This window comes from Propionispora hippei DSM 15287 (genome assembly GCF_900141835.1).
In the GTDB taxonomy this organism is placed as follows: domain Bacteria; phylum Bacillota; class Negativicutes; order Propionisporales; family Propionisporaceae; genus Propionispora; species Propionispora hippei.
Map to the genome: position 1 here is coordinate 191,382 of NZ_FQZD01000005.1, position 22,793 is coordinate 214,174.

Here is a 22,793-nt window from a genome sequence, read left to right on the forward strand (position 1 = left end):
AAAGAAAATGACGGTAGGCCGGAAAAATAGTTATAATAGACATATGTTATAAAGAAATGGAGCTGTAATCATGAAAGCAGTTATTTTTGATATGGACGGCGTTATTATTGACAGCGAGCCGGTCCATGCCAGTGTTCTGATGGGCGCATTAAGACAGCATGGTGCGAAACTTTCCGCCGGGGCGAATACTTTAACCCGGTTTGCCGGGATGACGATTCCTGCCATTTTTTCCGCCTTAAAGAAGGAACATCAGATTAAGGCATCGGTAGAAGAACTGGTAGCCTGCCATGAGGCAGGGCTTGTAAAATATGTAAAAGAAACTGCAGAAGAGCCGATTCAGGGAATTCTGCCATTGCTGAGAGGATTAAAGGGAAAAAATGTTCCCGTAGCCATTGCTTCGTCTTCCAGCAAAAAGATGATTGAATTGGTAGTAAATAAACTGAAGCTTACCGATTACTTTCAACAACTGGTAAGCGGGGAAGAGGTCTCGCGGGGCAAGCCTTATCCTGATGTTTATTTGGCCACGGCCAGCCGCCTGGGCATCTCGCCGGAATGCTGCCTGGTAATTGAGGACTCTATGAACGGAACTATAGCGGCCAAAGAAGCAGGCATGTTCTGCATCGGTTTTCGCAATCCCAATACTAATGGCGGTAAACAGGACTTGAGCCGGGCCGATATGGTAGTCGATCATATCACCGAAATAGAGCTGAATGACTGGTTGGTGTAAATCGTACGAAGGCGGTGGGAAAACGCATGGAAGTAGAAGCGTATATTGCCCGGCGAGTGTTGGACTGCTATTGGCAAGACGATGTTAACTGTGCGACGACGACCTTACGGGTACTGTCTGAACTATATGGAGTATCCCTGGAGAAGCAGGTGCTCCATTCGGCCGTTGGGTTGCATGGCGCCGGCGGTTTTGCCGCACAATGCGGCTTGGTGGAAGGTGGCTTACTGTTCATTGGTATATTAGGGGCAGAACGCAAGCTGACGCCAGAAGCGATCATTTCCTGCTGCTATCATTTTGCCCGTACTTTTGAGGCGCGGTTTGGCAGTCTCCTATGCAGCCAGTTGCGCCCTGAGGGATTTATAGCGGATAATCCCCCCCATTTATGTGAGGCACTGACTGCCCAGGCTATCAGCTTTGCCGCTTTGTATATAAAGAACAGTCCGGAATTTGCCTGTCTGGAAAGTACCTGCAGCACATAGATTAGTAACTATGCAGCAGTGGCGAATTAGGCCGGGCTTGTTTTGCGCATACTAGTAAGTAAGAGTGTTGTATGTCAGGAGGGACTGCTGGTATGGAAAAGATAATAGATTCTGTGGGATGGAATTTTGATAATAGTTATGCCCGGCTGCCTGCTGTTTTTTTTACGGCCCAGCAACCTGAGCCGGTGGATTCGCCTGTGCTGGTTTGTTACAATGAGGCGTTGGCGGCAGACTTGGGACTCTCTGTGGAAAAATTGAAAAGCGAGACAGGGGTGGCAGTGCTGGCAGGTAACCGGCTGCCTGATGGAGCGGCGTCACTGGCTCAGGCCTACGCCGGACACCAGTTCGGTCATTTTACCATGCTGGGAGACGGACGGGCCATACTGCTTGGCGAGCAGTTGACACCGCAGGGAGAACGGTATGACCTGCAATTGAAGGGGGCCGGCCGAACGCCCTATTCGCGGCGGGGAGACGGGCGGGCCGCGCTGGGACCGATGTTGCGGGAATACATCATCAGTGAAGCCATGCACGGGCTTGGTATTGCAACCACCCGCAGTCTGGCCGTGGTGGCTACCGGACAGGCGATCAGGCGCGAAACCGAACTGCCCGGCGCCGTCCTGACCCGGGTGGCGGCCAGCCATTTACGGGTGGGGACCTTTGAATATGCTGCCCGCTGGGGCAGCACCGAGGAATTGCGCCTGCTGGCCGACTACGCGATTAACCGGCATTTCCCCGAACTGACCGGAGCAGACGGACGGTATCTATTGCTGCTGCGCGAGGTGATCGGACGGCAAGCCGGGTTAATTGCGGCCTGGCAGTTGGTCGGCTTTATCCATGGAGTGATGAATACCGATAATATGACGATTAGTGGGGAAACGATTGATTATGGTCCCTGCGCGTTTATGGATAACTATGATCCGGCGACAGTATTTAGTTCCATTGATCATTACGGCCGGTATGCCTATGAAAATCAACCGCAAATTGCCGCCTGGAACCTGGCGCGTTTCGCCGAGACCCTGCTGCCTCTCTTGGCCGCCGAAGAAAATATGGCGATAGAGCTGGCTCAGGCGGCTATTGCCGAATTCCCTGAATTGTACCACCGTCACTGGCTGGCCGGTATGCGGGCAAAGCTGGGCTTATCTAATGAGGAAGCGCAGGACGAGACGCTGGTGGAGGACCTGCTTGCTTTGCTGCATAAGCAGCAGGCTGATTATACCAATACCTTTCTGGATTTGACTTTTGATACTCGCCAGGATACCAAATTATGGGCTGATTCCGAATTTATCCGCTGGCATGAAGCCTGGCGGATGAGACTGGCCCGCCAGCAGGAAACCCCGGAGGCGGTACGGCAGCAGATGAAATGCCATAACCCGGCGCTAATCCCCAGAAATCACCAGGTTGAGGCAGCTTTGGACAGCGCAGTCCGGCTGGGAGACTATCAGGTTATGGAAAGACTGCTGCAGGGCTTGGCAAGACCTTACGAACATCGCCCGGAACAGGCCTGTTATGCAGAGCTGCCTCAACTCTCCGGCCAGCCATATCGGACTTTTTGCGGTACTTGAAAAGTTGGCTGTAAAACGGTAATACAATCATAATTTTAAAAAATAACTAAACATAAAGTTTATGTCGAATTTCAAACAGGATTTTTCCGGTACGCATAGAATAGTAGCAAAGTCATAGGGAAAAGACACAGTCTATTTAGAAAATGCATGAATGTGATGTTCTTGGCATGGCAGGAGGAGATAGTATTTGCCTGATAATATGGTGCAGCTTGTAAATGTAGTAAAAGAGTTTGAAGATAATGTAGCAGTGAACGATCTTTCCATTGATATTAGGCGTGGCGAGTTTTTAACTTTGCTCGGCCCTAGCGGTTGCGGAAAGACGACAGCGCTGCGAATGATTGCCGGCTTTGAACAACCCACCCGGGGAGAGATTTATCTCGACGGCGAGAATGTGGTAGGGAGGCCTCCCTACAAGCGGGTGGTTAACACGGTATTTCAAAATTATGCTTTGTTCCCGCATATGAACGTAGCGGAAAATATTGCTTTCGGTCTAAAAATGAAAAAGACGGCTAAAGCGGAAATCAATGAGCAGGTTACCAGAATGCTTAGTCTGGTGCAACTGGAAGCCTATGGAGAACGGCGACCCAACCAATTGAGCGGCGGGCAGCGGCAGCGGGTGGCTATTGCCAGAGCTCTTGCAACTAATCCGAAAGTCCTGCTGTTGGACGAGCCGCTGGGGGCGTTGGATTTAAAATTGCGCAAGCAGATGCAGTTGGAATTGAAGCATTTGCAGCAAAGATTAGGCATTACCTTTATTTTTGTGACCCATGATCAGGAAGAAGCGCTGATTATGTCCGACCGGATTGGAGTCATGCACCGGGGTAGATTAGACCAGCTTGGTACACCCAGTGAAATATATGATAAGCCCCGTACTATTTTTGTGGCTGATTTTATCGGAGAGACCAATCTTTTCAGTACGGTTGTCACGAAATGGGACGGTAATACGGCTTATGTCGATGTGGAGGGGTGTAGTGTTCCGGTTGATGGAACCGGGTTGCGGGCCGGTGAAGCCGTTACTTTGTCGGTGCGTCCGGAGCGAATTAGGTTGAGCAGTCAGCCTGAACCGGGATTTTTTTATTTGCAGGCCCGTCTTAAAGAACGGATTTTTGTGGGAACCGCCTTGAAAACAGTGTTGGTTCTACCAACGGGAAGTGAAGTAGTGGTCAGTGAACAGGCACTGGCACCGGTTATTTCGGAACAGGATGAGTATTACGTTACCTGGAATACGGAAGCAGCGGTGGTGATAAGAACTGAATAAGAAACTGCCGTTTATAACTCTTTCGCCCTTTGTTACTTGGATGAGCGTTTTTTTGGCGGTACCGTTATTGCTGGTGCTGATGGTCAGTTTTTGTAAACGCAGTCCTTATGGCGACGTCCTGTACCAGTTTACGCTGGATAATTACGGCCGCATGCTGGACCCCCTGTATCTAAAGGTACTGTGGAGTTCCCTTAGCATTTCACTGGCGACTACCATTTTATGTCTGCTTTTGGGTTACCCCTTTGCGTATTTTATTGCCCGGGCCCGGAAGCGTTACCGGATATATTTGCTGATGCTTACCATTGTTCCGTTCTGGACCAATTCACTGGTCCGGACTTACGCCTGGATTGTACTCTTAAGAACGGAAGGAATTATTAATTCATACCTGCTGAAACTGGGGCTGATCAGTCAGCCGCTGGCCATGCTCTATAACCAGGAGTCGGTGCTGCTGGGGATGGTTTATATGCTGTTCCCTTTTATGGTGCTGCCGCTGTATGCTTCCATTGAGAAAATGGATAGGGCCTATTTGGAGGCCGCTGCCGATTTGGGGGCCAATCCGGTTCAGTCTTTCCTAAAAGTGACTGTGCCTCTGACGCTGCCGGGCATTATCGCCGGGTCGCTGCTGGTATTTGTGCCAACGCTGGGTTACTTTTTCATCCCTGACTTGATGGGCGGCAGTAAAATTATGCTGATCAGCAATTTGATTAAAAATCAATTTTTAACGGCCAGGGACTGGCCCTTTGGCGCGGCACTGTCTATTATTCTCATTTTACTGACACTGGTGTTGATTGCCATCTACCTGCGTGTGTTAGGAAAACAGAAAAATCCGGAGGTGTTTTAATTGAAACAAAGTCGGTTTCAATGGGCAGCGACGGCCTATCTGTTTTTCGGATTTTTGTTTTTGTATGCGCCCATCTTTATGTTGATTGTTTTTTCGTTCAATGACTCAAAGGTCAATGCAGTATGGACAGGTTTCACGTTTAAATGGTATTTGCAGTTATTTTCCAATAAAGGAGTGCTGGAAGCAACGGAAAACAGTCTGGCTATTGCGTTGGTCAGCACGTTGGCGTCGACTATGCTGGGAACGGTAACGGCCGTGGCGATGTACAAATTCAAGTTCAAGGGGAAAGGCGTACTGGACGCGCTTTTGTATATTCCCATTGTCATTCCGGAAATTGTGATGGGTATCGCCATGCTGGCGCTGTTTTCTATTTTGCAGGTCAATTTGGGCATGGCTACGCTGATTATCGCGCATATTACTTTTTGCTTGCCCTTTGTTATCTTAGTGGTTCGGGCGCGGATGCAGGGCTTTGATCCCTCGCTGGAGGAGGCAGCCATGGATTTGGGTGCCAACGCCTGGAAGACTTTTCTTCATGTCACGTTGCCGATTATTTTGCCGGGAATTGTTGCCGGAGCGTTGCTGGCGCTGACATTATCGCTTGATGATGTCATTATCAGCTTTTTTGTTGCCGGTCCGGCCAATACGACATTACCGCTTAAAGTATTTTCGATGGTCAGGACAGGAGTTAGTCCGGAAATTAACGCCTTATCCACATTGTTGCTGTTAGTTGTCCTTCCCCTGGCTGTTATTGCCGAACGGATCAGGCATAAAAATAGCTAACCCTGTCATAGGAGCATAGCGGATAAGCTGCCGGTGTCCAAGTATTCTTCCCTTTTGGTTGATAAATAAATTTGCGTGTTAGGAGGAAAGATATGTTGAAAAAACTGCAGGAGAGCTTATGGATTATATTGCTGGCAGGCCTGTTAAGCGCCCTTTTGCTTGGCGGCTGTGGCAAAAGCGCCGATAGTGGCAAACCGGCGGCAGAAGAAGCCAAAGAATTGAACTTGTTTATTTGGTCTGAGTACATACCGCAGTCGGTGATTGACAAGTTTGAAAAGAAATATGGAATTAAGGTAAACTATACCACTTATTCTTCTAATGAGGAAATGCTGGCCAAGCTGGCGGCGGGAGCCTCACAATACGATTTGTCGGTTGCTACCGATTATATGGTGGAGATCCTGCGTAAGAAGGATATGGCTCAGCCGATTGATTTGGGCAATATTCCTAACTTTAAAAATATTGGCGACGAGTTTAAAAATACGGCTATCGATCCGGGCAACAAGTACACCGTACCCTATATGTGGGGAGCCGTACCAATTGCTGTCAATACAGAGAAAGTGAAACATCCGATAACCTCCTATAAGGATTTATGGAGCCCTGAGTTTGAAAACTCGCTGGTTGTGCTGGATGATCAACGGGCCATCATTGGTGCTGCACTGAAAAAACTGGGCTATTCCCTCAACGAAACTGATCCGGCTAAATTGGAGCAAGCCAAGGAAGAGCTTAAAAAGCTGATGCCTAATATCAAAGCTTTTGACAGCGACAGCCCCAAGACGCTGCTAATTAATGGCGAGGCTAAGGCCGCACTGGTATGGGGGGCCGAAGTCTCGCTGGCGGTCCGGGACAATCCGAATATCAAGGTTGTATTCCCGGCGGAAGGCATGTATTTATGGCAGGATAATTTCTTTATTCCTAAAGATGCACCGCATAAAAAAGCCGCTGAATTGTTCATTAACTTTATTCTTGAACCGGACATCAGCGCCGAAATATCCAAGGCGTTCCCTTACGCCAATCCGAATCTGGAAGCACATAAGCTGATTGATCAGGCTATTTTGAATGATCCGGCTGTTTATCCGCCGAAGGAGGAACTGGCTAAAGGCGAGCATTTAAAGGATGTTGGCGAAGCGACGGCTATATATGACCGGATTTGGTCAGAAGTGAAGCAAAAATAAAAATTGCAGATAAAAGGAGCGATTGTTATGCTTAGCGAAAAAATGCAAAAGGCGCTCAACAAACAGGTACAGGCAGAAATGTATTCGGCCAATTTGTATTTGGCAATGTCGTCGTACTGTGATTTTAAGGGCTTAAAAGGCTTTGCTAACTGGCTGCGGGTACAGTATCAGGAGGAAACAGCTCACGCCCTGCTGCTATTGGATTATGTGAAAGAACGTGGCGGCAAGGCAGAAGTCCTGCAAATTGACGCTCCGGCAGTTGAGTTTGGCACGATGACGGAAGTGTTTAAGACGGTTTTAAAGCATGAGCAGCATGTTACCGGATTAATTAACGGTCTCTATGAAGTGGCCATTCAGGAAAAAGACTTTGCGGCTCAAATTTTCTTGCAATGGTTTGTCAATGAGCAGGTAGAAGAGGAAGCCAATGCCACTGACATTCTTAGTAAACTGGAGGTAATCGGTGATAGCGGTGTAAACGTGCTCTATCTGGATAAAGAATTAAGCACCAGAGTATTTGTACCGCCTTCCATCAGTAACGCTAATTAACGGACGAAGAATAAGACCGGGGAGCAAGCAAACTCCCTGGTCTTATTTTTTATGGAAAAAATTTTTATTGGCCGGCAAAACGGGAAAAATGCAGGCGCGCCAGGGTCCTGCCGCAGGGACAAGGCGACCGGTCCAGACAGGCAAAATCAGCGGTGCGATAGCGGAGCAGCGGCATACCTTCCCGGGTCAGCGTTGTAATGACCAGTTCACCGGTTTGTCCGTCCGGCACAGGCAGGCCGGTGTAAGGGTCGACAATCTCGGCATAGAAGTGATCTTCCTGTAGATGCAGGCCGTTTTGCTCGGGACACTCAGCGGCTATCCCCATAGACAGAATATCGCCATGGCCATATAGCGTGTAAATGGGGGTGCTGTACGCTTGCCGGAGTTTATGGCGCAGAGGGTTGTCCAACTGACGGGCGTCACACAACAGACTTAGCAGGGGAAGCTCGCTGGTAGAAAACCCGAGCGTGGTCAAAGTTTCCGCCAATTGGAGAAAGGTTTCCGGACTGGCAAATAAGGCCGTAACGCCGAATTTAAGTATGCTTTTGAGCAGTTCTTTGCCGTTTAGCCCATGCTGCTCAATGACGGTAGCGCCAATTCCTTCCGCTGCTGTTTGCAAAGCGGGAGCATAGGGCATCATTTCTTTAGCGGCGACTACCATAAAAACAGAACCGCTGGAAATCTGGCCGGCGACCAGGCTGCGGGCTAAGAGTTCCAGGTGATTGGCCATATCCTGCTGAGTCAGGCCGACTGCTCTGCTGGTTGCTCTCTGCTGGAAGCGGGCAATGGCGCTGACAGGAACGGTGAGTAACCCATAGGGATAATTAGCCGCTAAATCGGCGGTAGTCAGAAAAGGAAGCCTGGTTATCGTTTCGACGGTTTGCAACATAGCAGGTTGTAACTGACCGGTGGACAGACGTTGGTGGTAAAAGCCGGTCTTACGATAGGCCCGTTCGACGATGGCTCGCAGCCTCTCCGCCTGTAAGGCTGTCTTTTCCTGTAAGGGCAGGGCCTCTAGGGCCGGGTTTAACATCATATAGTTAGCCTCCAAGGTGAATATAATACGATTCTATGAGTACCATAGCTTTTGACCGTGCTGTTGTCAAGTATTATCACGGCAATAAGGGAATACCTGCCATATATCTCTGGCAGGTATTCCCTTATTTTATTGCAAAATATCGGGAAAAGTTTTAAAAGTTTTAATTGCTAAACAGAAACTAAATAATTTTTTGCGAAAATAAGATGAATTTTAGAATTTTATCAGCACCAATATGTAAGGAGGAAAAACAATGAGCACGTTGACAACAGCCATCAACTCCAGTGGTACCACTACTTCATCTACCGCTACCACGACAGCCAGTTCCAGCAGCGATACGCTTGGTTACAGCGATTTTATTACCTTGTTGACGACCGAGCTAAAGTATCAGGACCCCACGGAATCGCAGGATAGCTCACAGTATATCTCACAGCTGGCTCAGCTTAGCACCTTGTCGCAGCTAAATACTATCAGCAATTCCATTAGTAATGTACAAGCATTGAATATGATCGGTAAAACGGCTACTTATGAGTATACCGATTCTTCCGGCAACACATCTACCGCCAGTGGCACCGTGGATTCGGTGATCAGTTCCAGCGGGTCTACCTATCTTAGCATTGATGGTAATGCGGTTGCCATTGACAAGGTGGTAACCGTGCAAGACAGCTCCAGCAGTTCCAGTACTTCCAACAGCGCCAGTTGATAAAAGATTCAGCCGGACTCCAAGAAGAGAGGCTGCACTATTTCTGAACGACAGATGAAATAGTACTACATATATTTGGGAGGTAATTACTATGATGCGCGCCATGTACTCCGCTGTGTCGGGGATTAAGGCACAACAGACCAGTCTTGATGTCATTTCCAATAACATTGCCAATGTGGATACTACCGGTTATAAATCGCAGCGGGTAAGCTTTAGTGATCTTTTGAGTCAGACTTTAAGTTCGGCTTCCGGTTCAACCAGCACTTCGGGTGGCACTAATCCGGTACAGGTTGGCCTGGGAACCTCGGTAGCCAGTACCGATACCATTATGACAGTGGGCAGTACTCAATCGACAGGAGTAGCAACTGACCTGTCGATCAGCGGCAACGGCTTCTTTATTGTGAGTGGAGGGTCCCAGAGTCAGTATCAGTTTACCCGGGATGGCGACTTATCTTATGATGTTGACGGCAATCTGACTGTCAATGGTTATAAGGTATGCGGCTGGGAATCGTACACAACCGATTCGAATGGCAATAAAGTATATAATACTAACGGTTCGGTAGAGCCGATCAACCTGTATTCCGATTCGTACAGCGGCAATAAGAAGTTAATGGCGGCTAAAGCAACTACTAAGGAAACGCTGTCCGGTAATTTGAAGACTAGCGCAACGGTCAAAGGAACGGCATTGAATGATATCGGAACTATTTCGCAGACCGCGACGATTGCGACGAACAGTACGGGAATTTCCAGTCTTTCCTCGACAACCGGTCTGACCCAGGGAAAAACGTATACATTAGCGCTGGCAAATCCTTCTCAAACGGTAGCAATTGGTTCTACTAATACAACTGGTATTACCAGTATTTCTGCTCCCTCTGGTCTAACGACAAGCAGCACTTATACGATTAAATTAACTGCCGATGGTTCAAACTTTGATATAACTTGGACGGATGCCAGTGGCAATACGGTTGCCTCGAAGACAAATGTAGATTTAAGTAGTGGAAGTACCACGTTGAATGGATCGAACGGGGAAACAATTACAATACCTGCTGGCACAGTGACTGCGGGTACAATGACGTTTACTGCCACTAATACTTTTGATGTCACAGTAAAGGACGCCAATAATACTGCGATTATTACGAAGAGTGGAGTGGATTTAAGCAGCGCAACTACTTTGACAGGCACGAATGGAGAGACCATTACCTTGCCGGCCAGCACCAGCGCAACGGCAGGGACCATGACATTTACTGCCGCTAACAACAAAGATCAGACGGCGACGATGACCGTATATGATGCTCAGGGCAATTCGTATGATGTAAGCGTAAACTTTACTAAAAGCTATTATGATTCGTCCACCGGGCAAACCAGTTGGTATTGGGAAACCTCATCCGGCGACAGCAATGTAGCCTCAGTAACAGGCAGCGGTTATTTACTGTTTGATTCAAGCGGTAATTTGGTGACTACTGATAACTCCTATCCTTCTACTGCGTCCGTTACCGTATCGCCCGGCGGCAGTTCGCCTGTTACACTGTCACTTGATTTCTCTAAAGTAGCTTCCATGGTATTGAGCAGCGGGGACAGCAGTGTTACTTCCAGTCAGGACGGTTACGCGGCAGGGACCTTATCTGGTCTGAGCATCGGTTCGGACGGAACGATAACCGGGAGCTACAGCAACGGACAGACTCAGTCGTTAGCGCAAATTGCGTTGGCCAATTTTACCAATCCGGAAGGCTTGGAAAAAGTCGGTGACAACTTGTATGTTACTACCGTCAATTCCGGGGCGTTTACCGGTGGTGTGGTGGCCGGCAGTAACGGTACCGGCTCGCTGAGCAGCGGCACGCTGGAAATGTCCAATGTGGATCTGGCCGAGCAATTCAGTGATATGATGATCAGCCAACGGGCTTACCAGGCTAACAGTAAAGTTATTACCGCTGCCGACCAGTGCCTGCAATCACTGATCAATATGGTCAGTTAACTGGCAAGGATAGGGAGTTGACAATATGAGTTCGACTTTTGGTACATATAAAACGGCCTATTCGGGTATGTATACCAGCCAGGCCGGTTTGGGAGCTACCAGCAACAATCTGGCTAATGTAAACACCACTGGCAGTTCACGAACGCGGGTGTCGGCTGCCGATAAAGTCACCGCACAGTCCAGCGGTTCGATGGGAACCGGTGCTGATGTGAGTTCTATTACACGGATCAGAGATCAGCTTTTGGATCAGACCTACCGGGCTCAGAACAGTCAGGCCAGTTATTGGTCGGTGAAAAATGGTAATTTGGAATATATGCAGGAACTAATGAGTGAATTTGGCACAACCGACAGTTCGTCGACTGCTTCATCATCAGGTTTGCAGGCAACGATTGAGGGTTTTTTTAACGATTGGTCGGAACTGGCGAAAGATCCTTCCAGTCAAAGCACCCGGCAAGCGTTGGTGGAGGCGGCCAACTCCCTGGTAAGCAATTTTTCCGAGCTTGATCAGCAGTTGCAACAGCTGCAGCAGGATGCCTGCAACAGTGTTAAAGACGGTGTGGACAGCTTGAATAATCTGGCTTCAAAAGTGGCTGTGTTGAACGGTCAGATCAGTCAGGCCGAAGTGGGCAACAGTGGCGAAGCTTCCTATCTGGAAGATCAGCGGGATGAGTTACTGGATCAAATATCCAGCCTGGCTAATATTAGCGTGACAACCGGTACAGACGGTACGGTGCAGGTCAGTATTGGCGGCACGGCCTTAGTAGACGGTACAAAGACGCGGACTCTAACGGTGGCCGGTGACGGTTCGATAAGCAGCCCGCTGCAGGTGCAATGGGTTAATACGGGAAATAAGGCAGAGATAAGCGGCGGCAGTATCAAGGCTTATCTGGAAGACGCCGAGCAGACCGGCTATAGTGATATAGCTACAGCTACGTTACCTTATAGTTACAGTACGGATAACACCAGCTCAATCAGCACTTTGCGGCAGGGTTTAAACAATTTGTTGACGACGGTTGCTACGGAAGTCAATTCGCTGCTTAGCAGTGGAACTGATCTGGACGGCAACAGCGGCAGCAGTATCGGCGGATTTTTTACCCCTGTTGATTCCGGTAAGGCATTGGGCATTACCAATATCCAGGTTAATCCGGCCATTGTCAGTGATACGGATAAAATCGCTATTTCTGCTACAGGGAAAAAGGGGGACGGAACTATCGCCAAGGCTATTTCTAATCTGACTGGCGGTGATTATTTTTCTTGTAATGGTCTGGCAATGAACAGTACGGAATTTTATGCTGCCTTAACCTCATGGATTGGTACGGCAGGCAGCAATGCCAGCAGTAATTACAGTACCCAATCCGCTTTGGTAACGCAGATTGATACCCAGCGTCAGACTGTATCAGGTATTTCGCTTGATGATGAAATGTCGAATATGATTGTTTATCAAAACGCTTATAACGCCAGCGCCAAAGTATTAAGCACGATTGATGAGTTGGTGGCCGGCCTGATTAGCGATTTAGGCGGCGAATTATCGTAGAAAGGGGGAGGTCTGATGGCTTCCACATTTATGGGACTTAGTATTGCGGGACGGGGTCTGTCCGCCAGCCAGGTAGGCCTAGCGGTTACTACGAATAATATCAGCAATGTGAATACAACCGGCTATTCCCGGCAGGTGGTTAATCAAATTGCCGTTGGCCCGGCCGCGGTCTATAGCGGCAATTATGTGGGCGGGGGAACGGATGTTACCTCAGTGGACCGGGTGCGCAGTTTCCGGCTGGATCAGAAATACTGGCAGGAAAACAGTTCGCTTAACGAGTGGTCGACCAAGGACAGTACTATTGAGGAACTGCAAAATGTACTGGGCACATCGATTGATTCCACCACGGAAGGCTTTGGCGGCACTCTGAACGCCTTCTACTCCGCCTTGAGTGATGTTTCTTCCGATGCCGGCAGCTCTTCGGCCAGGGCTGAGTTGCGGGAAACCGGCGAGGCGCTTTGCAGTTACTTAAATGATGCGTCAAACCAGCTTACCCAGCTCCGGTCGGATATTAACAGCGATATCAATACCTCGGTGAATCAAATCAACACCTATGCCCAACAAATAGCCAATCTTAATCAACGGATCACCATTGCGGCCAATTCAGGCGCTTCTACGAATGAACTGGAAGATCAACGGGATACCTTGCTTGACAGCTTGTCTGCGTTAACCAGCGTGCAGGTGACACAGGTACAGGCTGGTTCCGGTGACAGTTCGTCGGCTTCTTATTCATATACGGTCACGATTGGCGGTGAAACCTTGGTCAATGGCTCCACTGCTCGCCAGTTAGAGACATATGCGATCAATGATAGCAGTACGGAGGATGGACTATACGGTATCCGCTGGGCCGATACGGATAACTCTTTCGAGACGGGAAGCAGCGGTTCATTGAAGGCGCAACTGGATTTGCGCGACGGCACCGGTGAGAATGGTGAGTATAAAGGCATTGTCTATTATCAAAACCAATTGGATGATTTTGCCCGGACCTTTGCCGAGGCATTTAATGAAGGAATCTATAAAGACGGCAGTACGTCCTCTTATGGTAGCGGTCATGCGTCAGGCTATGGCCTTGATGGTTCGACGGGAGTCCGTTTTTTTTCTTATGATGACAATTCGTCTAACGATTTAATGGCCAGCGGAACGGGTACAGCGGCGGTCTATAAAAATATCTCGGCGGCTAATATCTCATTGTCTTCAGACGTTGAGAACGATTTAAACAAGATAGCCGCAGCTTCGGCCAGTGGCGAAGAGAGCAATAATGAAAACATTCAGGCTTTGATTAGCATTTGCAACGATTCGGCTATGTTTGCCAATGGGACGCCGGTGGATGCCTACAATTCGATTATTACGGCTATGGGAACTGCCGGTTCCTACGCTTCGCAGCAAAATACGATTAAAACAGATATTGTGGACTATGTGGATAAGAGCCGTTCTTCCGTGTCCGGTGTATCTTCCAATGAAGAAACCGCCAACCTGACAAAATACCAGCAGGCATACGAAGCGTCAGCCAAGAGTGTGTCCACCTGGAGCGATATTTATGAAACGACTATTGATATGGTCAATTCCTGATGGCTTAAAATCATATGAATAGGGGGGGTTGTTATGCGAATAACAAATAATATGATTGTTGCCAACACGATCAAGAATCTGAATAATAGTGCTTCCCGGATGAATGAGGCGGAGGAACGGATTTCCACAGAAAAAAAGATTTCGTTGCCGTCCGATGATCCGGTCATTGCTACCCGGGCGATTAAATACCGGAGTTATGTGGATACGGTTGAACAGTACCAGAAAAATACTGATGACGTAACCTCGTGGCAGTCAACAACCGATGGAGCGCTAAGTGACTTGAGCGATATCATGGGACAGGTTAGAACTTTGGTGGTGAAAGCCTCTAGCGACACCCTGTCCGATAGTGATAAGTCGGCTATTAAAGAACAAATCAGTGAACTCCAGAAAAATGCCATTGATGTAATGAATACCAGCTATGGCGGACGGTATATTTTTGGCGGCTACAGTACAGGAGATGCTCCTTATGCGTTGAAATCGACCAGCTTGACCGACAGTAGCGGCGATAGTATTGACGTAAACCTGGTAACCTTTAAGGGGAAATATGTGAGCTTGGAGGGCATAGATTCCAGTGCCACCGACAGTTCTATTGAAAGTGCTATCAGTGCCAGCAACGTTTACTCCACGTCTTCCGCTCAACCAATTAAAGTCAATGTTGGTTTTGATACGGACGTCACGGTCAATGTAGAAGGGCAGGATGTGGTTGGCGGAGCAGACAGTAATTTATTTAATACGTTCAATAAAATTTTATTGGCTTTAAACGGTAATACCAGTTACAAAACAGCTACAGTTGATACGAGCACCAGCCCGGCCACGACTACGGTTTCAACTAGCAGCATCAGTGATATGAGTGATCTGCTGACCGATGTTGATGCGGATATAACCCGGATTTCCACGGCCCAGTCGACTCTGGGGGCCAGTATGAAAAACGTCAGCATGATTTCCGACCGGCTGGATAATGCCTACACTACCTACACGACATTGATGAGCAACAATGAGGATGTGGATATTAGCAAGGCCACGATTGAGTCGTCCAGTGCGGAAGCGGTTTATAACGCGGCTTTAGCCGTCGGCGCCAAGGCGATTAGCAAAACTTTGGTTGATTACCTGGCGTAGTGTTGTTTGAATTTTTTACAAGGGAGGGGTCAAGGTGTCAAGTTCAAGCAGCAGCATTAATATGAGCACGGTCAACGGGACAACCCGGGTAACTGGCCTATCGTCGGGCATTGATGTCGATTCCATTGTAACGCAATTGGTAACGGCGGAAAAAGAAAAGAGCCTGTATAAGATGCAGAAGAAAGAGCAATTGGCCGAATGGAAGCAGGAGGATTACCGGACGATTACTTCCGACATTCAGGATTTTGCCGATAAATATTTTAACGTTACCTCTTCGAGCAGTTTGTTGAGTACGAAAAATTTTAACCAATATACGGTGACCAGCAGCAGCAGTGCTGTGACCGCCAGTTATACCAGCGAAGCCAGTGCCGGCACGCATACGGTGACCGTCAGCCAATTGGCGACGAAGGAAACCATGCAGAGCACTGCTAGCCTTTCGAAGGATGTACAGGGTGATTCGGCCGTTAATTTTTCCAGTTTAAGTGGAAAAAGCATTTCGCTTGCTGTCGACGGGACTTCCTATGGTGTGGATTTGTCCAATGTAACCGATCTAAATTCTCTGCAGGATGCCGTAGATAGTGCGGTGGGGAGTGGCAAAATCACGGTCAGTGAGAATAGCTCCAATATATTGAGTTTTACCGCTGCTGACAGCGGTGTGCAAAAGATTGCGATTAGCGCACCCGGTTCTGGAACCAGCGGTTTGTCTTCCCTGGGCTTCGGCAGCAGCGCCATCCTGTCCAACCGTTTAACGACAACCAGTACTCTGGGCGATATTGCTAACCAGCTAAATTCGGAGTTGACCTTTAATTCTGACGGTGAAATTGAATTAACCATTAATGGGACATCCTTTTCTTTTGATAAGGACACAACCTTAAAGGAAATGATGAGTGAAATCAACTCCAGTGATTGCGGGGCTACCATAGCCTACAATGATACATCAGACAAGCTGGTGCTAACCGCCTCTTCGACCGGTGCCGGTAACAAATTATCGGTTACTGAAGGGGATGGCAGTAACTTTATCAGTACCTTCCTGGGCAGCACCACCGCCGGGTTGGATGCCAAGGTAACGGTTGACGGGCAGTTGATGACCCGCAGTTCCAATACGATTACCGAGGCTGGTGTCACCTATACTTTTAACAGCACTACGTCAAGCGGCGACAGTGCCACTGTCAGCCTAACCCAAAATGTAGATGGCATCTATGATCTGATCAATAATTTTGTTACCGACTATAACAGTCTGATTGACACGATTAACGGCAAGCTGCAGGAAGACTATGATTCGGACTATCCGCCGCTGACTGATGATGATAAAACAAATATGTCGGAAACGCAGATTAGCACCTATGAAGCGAAGGCAAAGGTCGGCATGCTGCAAGGAGATTCCACCTTAAGCAGCTTTTTGAGCGAGTTGCGTTCCACCTTCCTGGATTCGACTTCCGGGCTGTCTTCGAACATCTTCGACATCGGACTGGATACCAGTGATGATTACAATGACAAGGGAAAACTGACAATTAATGAAGATACATTAAAAGAAGCCATCCAGGATAATCCGGAAACGGTGATGAACATTTTTACCAAGCAATCGACCAGTTATTCCGGTACTACTTCCGAGAGAACATTAAGTTCTGCCGCTTTAGCAACCCGGTATAAAGAAGAAGGGGTCGCCTATCGGTTTTATGATGTAATCGCCAAGTATACCTCCACGATTCGGGATAGTGGAGGTAATAAGGGACTTTTGCTGCAAATGGCCGGTGTCAGCGGTGACGCTTCCAATTCGGATAATCAGCTTACCGATCAGATTTCCGATTATGAGGATAAAATATCCAAGGAGAAGGACCGTCTCAGCACCTATTCAGACAAGCTGTATACGAAATACAGCAACCTGGAGACCTATATTAATCAGATGAACGAGCAATTGTCCTCCTTATCGTCCATGTCGTCGTAATGGGGGAGGTTAAAATCGGATGGACCAGGAGATTATCAGTTTATTAACAAGAAAGCTGGACATACTTGATCAGATTGCCGATAATACCGAGAGGCAGGGGCGTTTCATCAAAAAGCAGCAAATGACCGGCTTACGGCGCCTGCTTAGAGAGCGGGAGACTTTGATTAAGGAACTGGGCGATATTGTGGAAATATTGCGGGAAAAATCAATTCCGGCCGGTGACTGTGAGGTCCATTCCTTGCAAAAAAATATTAAAGGACGGCATGCTGAAATTTTAGCTGCCTGTCGGCAGGTGCTGCAAAGTGCCCAGTCGCTTAAAGGGGAGATCTTTTCCCAGCTACATAGCACCCGTACCTCGTATCGGCTTAATTCGCAGTATATTTACCAGTGGGAACGTCCAGTATCGCGCGCCCGCATTAATGCGAAGGTATAGAGTCTTTCCATAGATAAAAGTAACGGCTATTGCGTCTTGCCATGACGCAATAGCCGTTACTTTTAATCGCTAACTCCAAAGCGAAGCTAAAAGTCTCATCTTTTACAATCCTCCGATTACGTGGGATTGGGGCCGGCAGGAGAGAAATCATGTAGCCCGGGCAAGTAAAAAAAGAAAAGCAGGCAACGATCGGTGATCGTTCTGCTTTTCTGATCAATAATTACCGGAGCAGCCAATTAGGATTGCAGCAGTGTCAATACCGACTGCGGTCGGGAGTTGGCTTTGGCCAGCATGGCGGTTGCCGCCTGAGTCAGTGTGCTCAGCTTGGTGTAATTGGCCATTTCCGAAGCCATGTCGGTATCGCGGATCAGCGAATTGGCAGAGGTTAAGTTTTCGCTGGACGTCGACAGGTTGTCCGTAGTGGAGCTTAAGCGATTGACCACAGCTCCTAATTTAGCCCGTTCGGCTGTAACCGTGGCTACAGCCGTATCAATTGTTTTGATTGCCGTGTTGGCTGCAGCTTGTGTGTCAACCTGAATGCCCTGAACGCCAAGCGAGGTGGCGTCCATATTACCAATATTAATCTTAATATCCTGACCGGTATTGGCACCAATTAAGATGGTCGCGGTACCGTCAACCGATTTATCCTTGGCGGCAACGGTTTGGGTGAAGGAGGACAATGCATCGGTAGCGGCTGTATTATCAGTGTAGGAAGTGGTTGTATTGCCATTGGAGTCTGTAGAGGTTGTCTTGCTTTGGACAGTGATAGAAAGGCCGTAAATGGCATTAGAACTACCTGTCGTTGCTGCTGTGACTTGCAATGAACCTGTGGAAGATACAGTAAGACCAAGGTCACTGGAAACATTTCCTTCCGCTACTCCGTTTTTGTTGTAAACACTGGCAGCGGTTAAGCCGGATAGTGCCGTAGTAGTAGCGGCCGTTAAAGTTGACGTACGGAACTGGCCGTCTTTCATATAACTAATAGTGATTTTATCGCCCGACTTAATACCTAATGAATTACCGGCAGTGTCAGTTAAGCTGCTAAGAGTAGCGCTTGTAGCGCTTAGTGTACTACCGGCCGTAAGAATAGAAGAGTTTGATAAAACATTTGCTGTAGCGGAATTTTGTCCTGCACTTAAATTACCGTTCAATAGTTTCTTGGTATTGAATTCGGTAGTATTGGCGATATTGTTGATTTCAGTGGTTAGGGCATCCACTTCGTCCTGAATGTTGGAGCGGTCGCTGTCGGTATTTGTGTCGCTGGCCGACTGTACTGCCAGTTCGCGCATCCGCTCCAGAATGCTGTTGGTTTCTTCCAATGCGCCGTCGGCTGTTTGCACCATTGACGAAGCATTTTGCGCATTATCGCTGGCTTGGTTCAAGCCGTTGATCTGATTGATCATCTTTTTGGAGATGGCCAGACCGGCGGCGTCATCCGACGAAGAGTTGATCTTGTAGCCGGAAGACAGTTTTTCCAATGAACTGTTCATTTGGTTAGTATTGCGGTTCAATTGATTCCAGGTGTTTAAAGCCGATAAGTTAGTGTTGATAACCATTCCCATGATAAAATTCCTCCTTGATTTTTAAAATTGAGCATCCTTGCCCATTTTTAGTGTCGGTCCATAAGTTTATTCCTTATTTTCCGGCAGGTTAACATGCTGAAGTGCTTGAGAAGCCTCCTTTCTGTTAATCTATTTATGTTTTCGCAAAGAATTATTTAGTTTTTATTTAGTTTTTGAAATTTAAGATAATTATTTTATAAAAAATGCAGGCAGCTTTTGTAAGCTGCCTGCGGAAAGCGTTGAAAAAGAGATTATTGAGCGGCTTTTGCCGTAGCGGAACTGTTTTGTAGGTAATAACCGATGCCGCGTACTGTTTTTATATCAGGTAAATCTAATTTTTTGCGCAGATAGTGAATATAAAGATTAATGGTTTCCATGCCGGTATCGGAATTATAGCCCCAAATTTTTTGCATAATCCGTTCTTTTGTGACTACTTGGCCGGAATTGCGAATTAAGAGTTCGAGCAATTGGGATTCTTTTACAGTCAAATGAATCTTTTCGTTGTTCTTGATGACTTGCCCACGGACAGAATCGAAAATTAAATTGCCGATGACCAGAGTGCTTTTGACCAGGTCTTTGCTTTTGCGGCGCGTCAATGCTTTCAGCCTTGCTACCAGTTCTACCGCAAAGAACGGTTTGACCAGATAATCGTCGGCACCGGCATTGAGACCTTGGGCCCGGTCCTCAGGGGAGCTTTTGGCCGTCAGAAAGAGCACCGGCGTATCATAGCCAAGCTCACGAAACTCTTTTAACAGAGCTAAGCCATCCTGCTGGGGCAACATGCGATCCAAAATAATTACATCATAAATTCCGGTACAAGCCATGTCTAACCCTTTTTCTCCGTCCTCGGCGGTATCGACAATAAAGTTGTTTTTCTTTAATAAATGGGATAGTGCTTCGCTCAATTTTACTTCATCTTCTACTAATAATAAACGCATATGAAACATCCTTTGCAAGCACAGCCTTGTGAAGTTTTCCCCTCCCTGGGTTTCTAGTATTATTTTCCTATATGAATCTTTGTTTTTCGTTTAGAAACTACAGATATTGTCAAAAAACATTAAAATATAATACCTTTTTAAGGTAAAAGCTTCATCCACTACCTAAATATTTTATTGTTAAAAAGGCAGAAGGCGAAAAAAGAAGCCGGTGCAGGATTTTCTGTCTATCCTGTACCGGCTACACCCTAAAAGATCACAGCCGTATATGTATCAAATTAACTCTGATTGTTTTATTGTTATACACCCTTATGCAAAGGCAGGCGAACCGTAAAAGTTGTCTGTAAGCCCAGTGTACTGTCGGCCTGGATGGAACCGCCGTGGCTGTCGACGATCCATTTGGCGATGGCCAGTCCCAAACCGGTTCCCCCTTTGGAACGGGAGGGGTCTACCTGAAAGAAACGGTTAAAGATTTTATTTAAATATTCGGGTGGAATGCCTTCGCCGTAATCGGTTACAGTAAGTGAGGCTATGCGGTTGTTTTTTCTTAGTTCTACAATTATTTTTCCCGTATTTGGCGAATGACGCATGGCGTTATCTACCAGAATCCCGGCAACCTGTTTGATTTTGTCTTCGTCGCCTTTTACCGGCAGCGGCTGATCAGCAATAACTTGCAGCAAAATCCCCTTGGTGAGCGCCAATGGCTTAAAGGATTCCACTGTTTGTATAATAGCCAAACTGAGATCAAAGACTTGCTGCTCCAGGCGCTGTTCGTGGGAATCCACCCGGGCCAGGAACAGCAGTGAGTTAATCAGCTTAGTCATTTGGATGGTTTCTTCCTGAATGTTGTTCAGCCATTTTTGCTGATCAGCGACTAGCTCCTGGGGACTGTCCAGTACGATATCCAGATTGGTTTGCATCACGGCCAGCGGTGTCCGGAGTTCATGGGAGGCGTCAGACAAGAAATCCTTTTGTTGCTGTAGGGCATGTTTGATAGGCTGCATGGCCTTGTCGGCCATATAGGCACTGCTAAAAAAGGCAAGCGCCAGACACAGCACACCGGCAATGCTTAAAGCCGTCAGCAACTGGTTCAGCATATGTTTGGCGTGTGCCAGGTCTTCCATTATGATCACTGACCCGTTTTGGCTTGGTAAGGAAGATTTCAGATAAAAATAACTGGTTTCTTCAAAGGCAACAGTGCCTTCCTGCTCAGCCTGGTTCAAAATTTTTTGAACCAGTTGTTCTATATGTTCCGGTTCGGAAAAACGGTCAGGCGGTTTAGTGGTAATGTTGCCCGCACTATCTGTTTTTACGTAAAAGACATGGCGGAAGAACTCCGGCGGTGGGGGCGGCATAGAGGGTGATGCGGCGCGTGAAGCAAGAAACGGGGGAAGATTGTTCCCGCCGGATTTTATATCTTCCATTAGTTTGTGGGAGCCTATTTCGGCCCGGTGAATCATGTCAGACTGGATAAAATAATAAGTGCCTGTGTTTAGCCCCACGAAAATCAGGAAAATGATGGCAACATTAATCAGAATCAGTTTAAAGCGCAGTTGCTGAAACATATTGCTTCTCATCCTTTAAAAAATAGCCGACGCCCCGTACCGTCCGAATGCAGTCTGTTGCTAATTTTTTTCTTAGATAGTGAATATAAAGATCCACATTGTTAATTTCGATTTCCGAATTATACCCCCAGACTTTTTCCATAATGCGTTCCTTGGTAATAACTTGTCCCTGATTGATCATCAAGAGTTCTAATAACTGTGATTCCTTGGTGGTCAGATGAATGGAGGTACCGTCTTTGAATACTTCACAACGCAGCGGATAAAAAAGAAGATTGGCCGTCTGCAGGCAGTCCCCTACCATGGTCTTGGTTTTCCGGCGGGTTAGTGCCCGGAGGCGTGCCAAAAGTTCATCGGCAAAGAAGGGTTTGATTAAATAATCATCCGCACCGGCATCCAATCCTTCGACCCGGTCCTCGGCGTTATCCCTTGCCGTCAGGAAGATGACCGGCGTATCCAGTCCCAGGCTGCGGATTTCGCGCAAAAGGGAAACACCATCCATTCCGGGCAGCATGCGATCCAGAATAAGTACTTCATACATGCCGGAGGAGGCTCTCTCGATTCCCGTTTCGCCATTCTGCGCCGTATCGACCAGATAGCCGTTTTTTTTCAGCAGATAAGATAATGATTCAAGCAGCTTCCATTCATCCTCGACTAACAATATTCTCATATTGAACTCCTTTACAACACAGCCCTGTAGAAAATTGTCCGTCCCTGGATTATTTTACATTCTATATTTTATTAGAAATTTCTTTGAAATGCATTTGTTTTTCAAAGAAAAGTCAAAGACAATTAGAAAAAATATGCCGATTCCTCTTGCAATATACGTTTTATGGGAAAATAGTAAAAAACTTGCGGCCAATAGGTGCATGATCGGTGTGGAGCTGACGAACAATAAGCGTTAAAGGAGGGATGAACCATGCGCGAGGATAAGACGGACAAGCAAACGGCCGACGAAGAGCAAAAAGCAGGAGGGTTCGTGCGCGACGCACTGAACCGGGAGCAAGCTGTCATGGCGAAAGCAGCAAATGGTCAAGGAGAACTTAATCCGGATAAATAGA

Annotated in this window: 21 protein-coding genes; 16 read left to right on the forward strand and 5 right to left on the reverse strand. The window is 47.5% G+C overall.

What is annotated here, in order from left to right:
* Positions 1–70: 70 nt before the first annotated feature.
* The 8 genes from F3H20_RS02835 (at position 71) to F3H20_RS02865 (ending at position 7,365) form a co-directional block, all read left to right on the forward strand.
* Positions 71–727, forward strand: coding sequence for an HAD family hydrolase (locus tag F3H20_RS02835; protein WP_149733456.1), 657 nt, complete (start codon positions 71–73; stop codon positions 725–727).
* A gap of 26 nt (positions 728–753) precedes the next feature.
* Positions 754–1,206: a C-GCAxxG-C-C family protein gene (locus F3H20_RS02840; protein ID WP_149733457.1), complete on the forward strand. Its 453-nt coding sequence runs from the start codon at positions 754–756 to the stop codon at positions 1,204–1,206.
* A 92-nt stretch (positions 1,207–1,298) separates the two neighbouring features.
* Entirely contained in the window at positions 1,299–2,768 is a 1,470-nt protein-coding gene (locus F3H20_RS02845) for a protein adenylyltransferase SelO (protein ID WP_149733458.1), read from the forward strand.
* A gap of 187 nt (positions 2,769–2,955) precedes the next feature.
* On the forward strand, positions 2,956–4,026 hold the full coding sequence (locus F3H20_RS02850) for an ABC transporter ATP-binding protein (protein ID WP_316842214.1): 1,071 nt from the start codon (positions 2,956–2,958) through the stop codon (positions 4,024–4,026).
* A gap of 52 nt (positions 4,027–4,078) precedes the next feature.
* Entirely contained in the window at positions 4,079–4,867 is a 789-nt protein-coding gene (locus F3H20_RS02855) for an ABC transporter permease (RefSeq protein ID WP_223191579.1), read from the forward strand.
* Positions 4,868–5,647, forward strand: a complete 780-nt coding sequence (locus F3H20_RS20080; protein ID WP_223191580.1) for an ABC transporter permease — start codon at positions 4,868–4,870, stop codon at positions 5,645–5,647.
* A 92-nt stretch (positions 5,648–5,739) separates the two neighbouring features.
* Positions 5,740–6,819 carry a polyamine ABC transporter substrate-binding protein gene (locus tag F3H20_RS20085; protein WP_223191581.1) on the forward strand — a complete coding sequence of 360 codons (1,080 nt, stop codon included), beginning with the start codon at positions 5,740–5,742 and terminating at the stop codon, positions 6,817–6,819.
* Between the two features lie 27 nt (positions 6,820–6,846).
* Positions 6,847–7,365, forward strand: coding sequence for a ferritin (locus tag F3H20_RS02865; RefSeq protein WP_149733460.1), 519 nt, complete (start codon positions 6,847–6,849; stop codon positions 7,363–7,365).
* A gap of 64 nt (positions 7,366–7,429) precedes the next feature.
* On the opposite strand, the gene F3H20_RS02870 is transcribed toward F3H20_RS02865, so the two are convergent.
* Positions 7,430–8,401, reverse strand: a complete 972-nt coding sequence (locus F3H20_RS02870; protein WP_149733461.1) for a phenylacetate--CoA ligase family protein — start codon at positions 8,399–8,401, stop codon at positions 7,430–7,432.
* A gap of 253 nt (positions 8,402–8,654) precedes the next feature.
* On the opposite strand from F3H20_RS02870, the gene F3H20_RS02875 reads away from it, so the two are divergent.
* The 7 genes from F3H20_RS02875 (at position 8,655) to F3H20_RS02905 (ending at position 17,673) form a co-directional block, all read left to right on the forward strand.
* The gene (locus F3H20_RS02875) at positions 8,655–9,104 is read left to right on the forward strand and encodes a flagellar hook capping FlgD N-terminal domain-containing protein (RefSeq protein WP_149733462.1); all 450 of its coding nucleotides are present in this window, start codon (positions 8,655–8,657) and stop codon (positions 9,102–9,104) included.
* A gap of 91 nt (positions 9,105–9,195) precedes the next feature.
* A complete protein-coding gene (locus tag F3H20_RS02880) occupies positions 9,196–11,076 on the forward strand; it encodes a flagellar hook-basal body complex protein (protein ID WP_149733463.1) in 1,881 nt (626 codons plus the stop codon).
* Positions 11,077–11,101: 25 nt separating this feature from the next.
* A complete protein-coding gene (flgK, locus tag F3H20_RS02885) occupies positions 11,102–12,610 on the forward strand; it encodes a flagellar hook-associated protein FlgK (protein WP_149733464.1) in 1,509 nt (502 codons plus the stop codon).
* A 15-nt stretch (positions 12,611–12,625) separates the two neighbouring features.
* Positions 12,626–14,179 (forward strand): flagellar hook-associated protein FlgK, encoded by a 1,554-nt coding sequence (flgK, locus tag F3H20_RS02890; protein ID WP_149733465.1) that lies wholly within the window; start codon positions 12,626–12,628, stop codon positions 14,177–14,179.
* A 33-nt stretch (positions 14,180–14,212) separates the two neighbouring features.
* On the forward strand, positions 14,213–15,295 hold the full coding sequence (gene flgL / locus F3H20_RS02895) for a flagellar hook-associated protein FlgL (protein ID WP_149733466.1): 1,083 nt from the start codon (positions 14,213–14,215) through the stop codon (positions 15,293–15,295).
* 34 nt (positions 15,296–15,329) lie between these two features.
* Positions 15,330–17,240, forward strand: a complete 1,911-nt coding sequence (fliD, locus tag F3H20_RS02900) for a flagellar filament capping protein FliD (protein ID WP_149733467.1) — start codon at positions 15,330–15,332, stop codon at positions 17,238–17,240.
* Between the two features lie 19 nt (positions 17,241–17,259).
* Positions 17,260–17,673, forward strand: coding sequence for a flagellar export chaperone FlgN (locus tag F3H20_RS02905; RefSeq protein ID WP_149733468.1), 414 nt, complete (start codon positions 17,260–17,262; stop codon positions 17,671–17,673).
* A gap of 236 nt (positions 17,674–17,909) precedes the next feature.
* Here F3H20_RS02905 and F3H20_RS02910 read toward each other — a convergent pair whose 3' ends face one another.
* The 4 genes from F3H20_RS02910 to F3H20_RS02925 form a co-directional block, all read right to left on the reverse strand.
* A complete protein-coding gene (locus F3H20_RS02910; RefSeq protein WP_223191582.1) occupies positions 17,910–19,235 on the reverse strand; it encodes a flagellin N-terminal helical domain-containing protein in 1,326 nt (441 codons plus the stop codon).
* Positions 19,236–19,486: 251 nt separating this feature from the next.
* A complete protein-coding gene (locus F3H20_RS02915; RefSeq protein WP_149733469.1) occupies positions 19,487–20,173 on the reverse strand; it encodes a response regulator transcription factor in 687 nt (228 codons plus the stop codon).
* A gap of 296 nt (positions 20,174–20,469) precedes the next feature.
* Positions 20,470–21,735 (reverse strand): sensor histidine kinase, encoded by a 1,266-nt coding sequence (locus F3H20_RS02920; RefSeq protein ID WP_223191583.1) that lies wholly within the window; start codon positions 21,733–21,735, stop codon positions 20,470–20,472.
* On the reverse strand, positions 21,713–22,402 hold the full coding sequence (locus F3H20_RS02925) for a response regulator transcription factor (protein WP_149733470.1): 690 nt from the start codon (positions 22,400–22,402) through the stop codon (positions 21,713–21,715). Before F3H20_RS02925 ends, F3H20_RS02920 begins: the two co-directional genes overlap by 23 nt.
* A 249-nt stretch (positions 22,403–22,651) precedes the next feature.
* Between F3H20_RS02925 and F3H20_RS19810 the strand changes: the two genes are divergently transcribed.
* Positions 22,652–22,792: a hypothetical protein gene (locus F3H20_RS19810; protein WP_188128173.1), complete on the forward strand. Its 141-nt coding sequence runs from the start codon at positions 22,652–22,654 to the stop codon at positions 22,790–22,792.
* The last annotated feature ends 1 nt before the right edge of the window (position 22,793 follow it).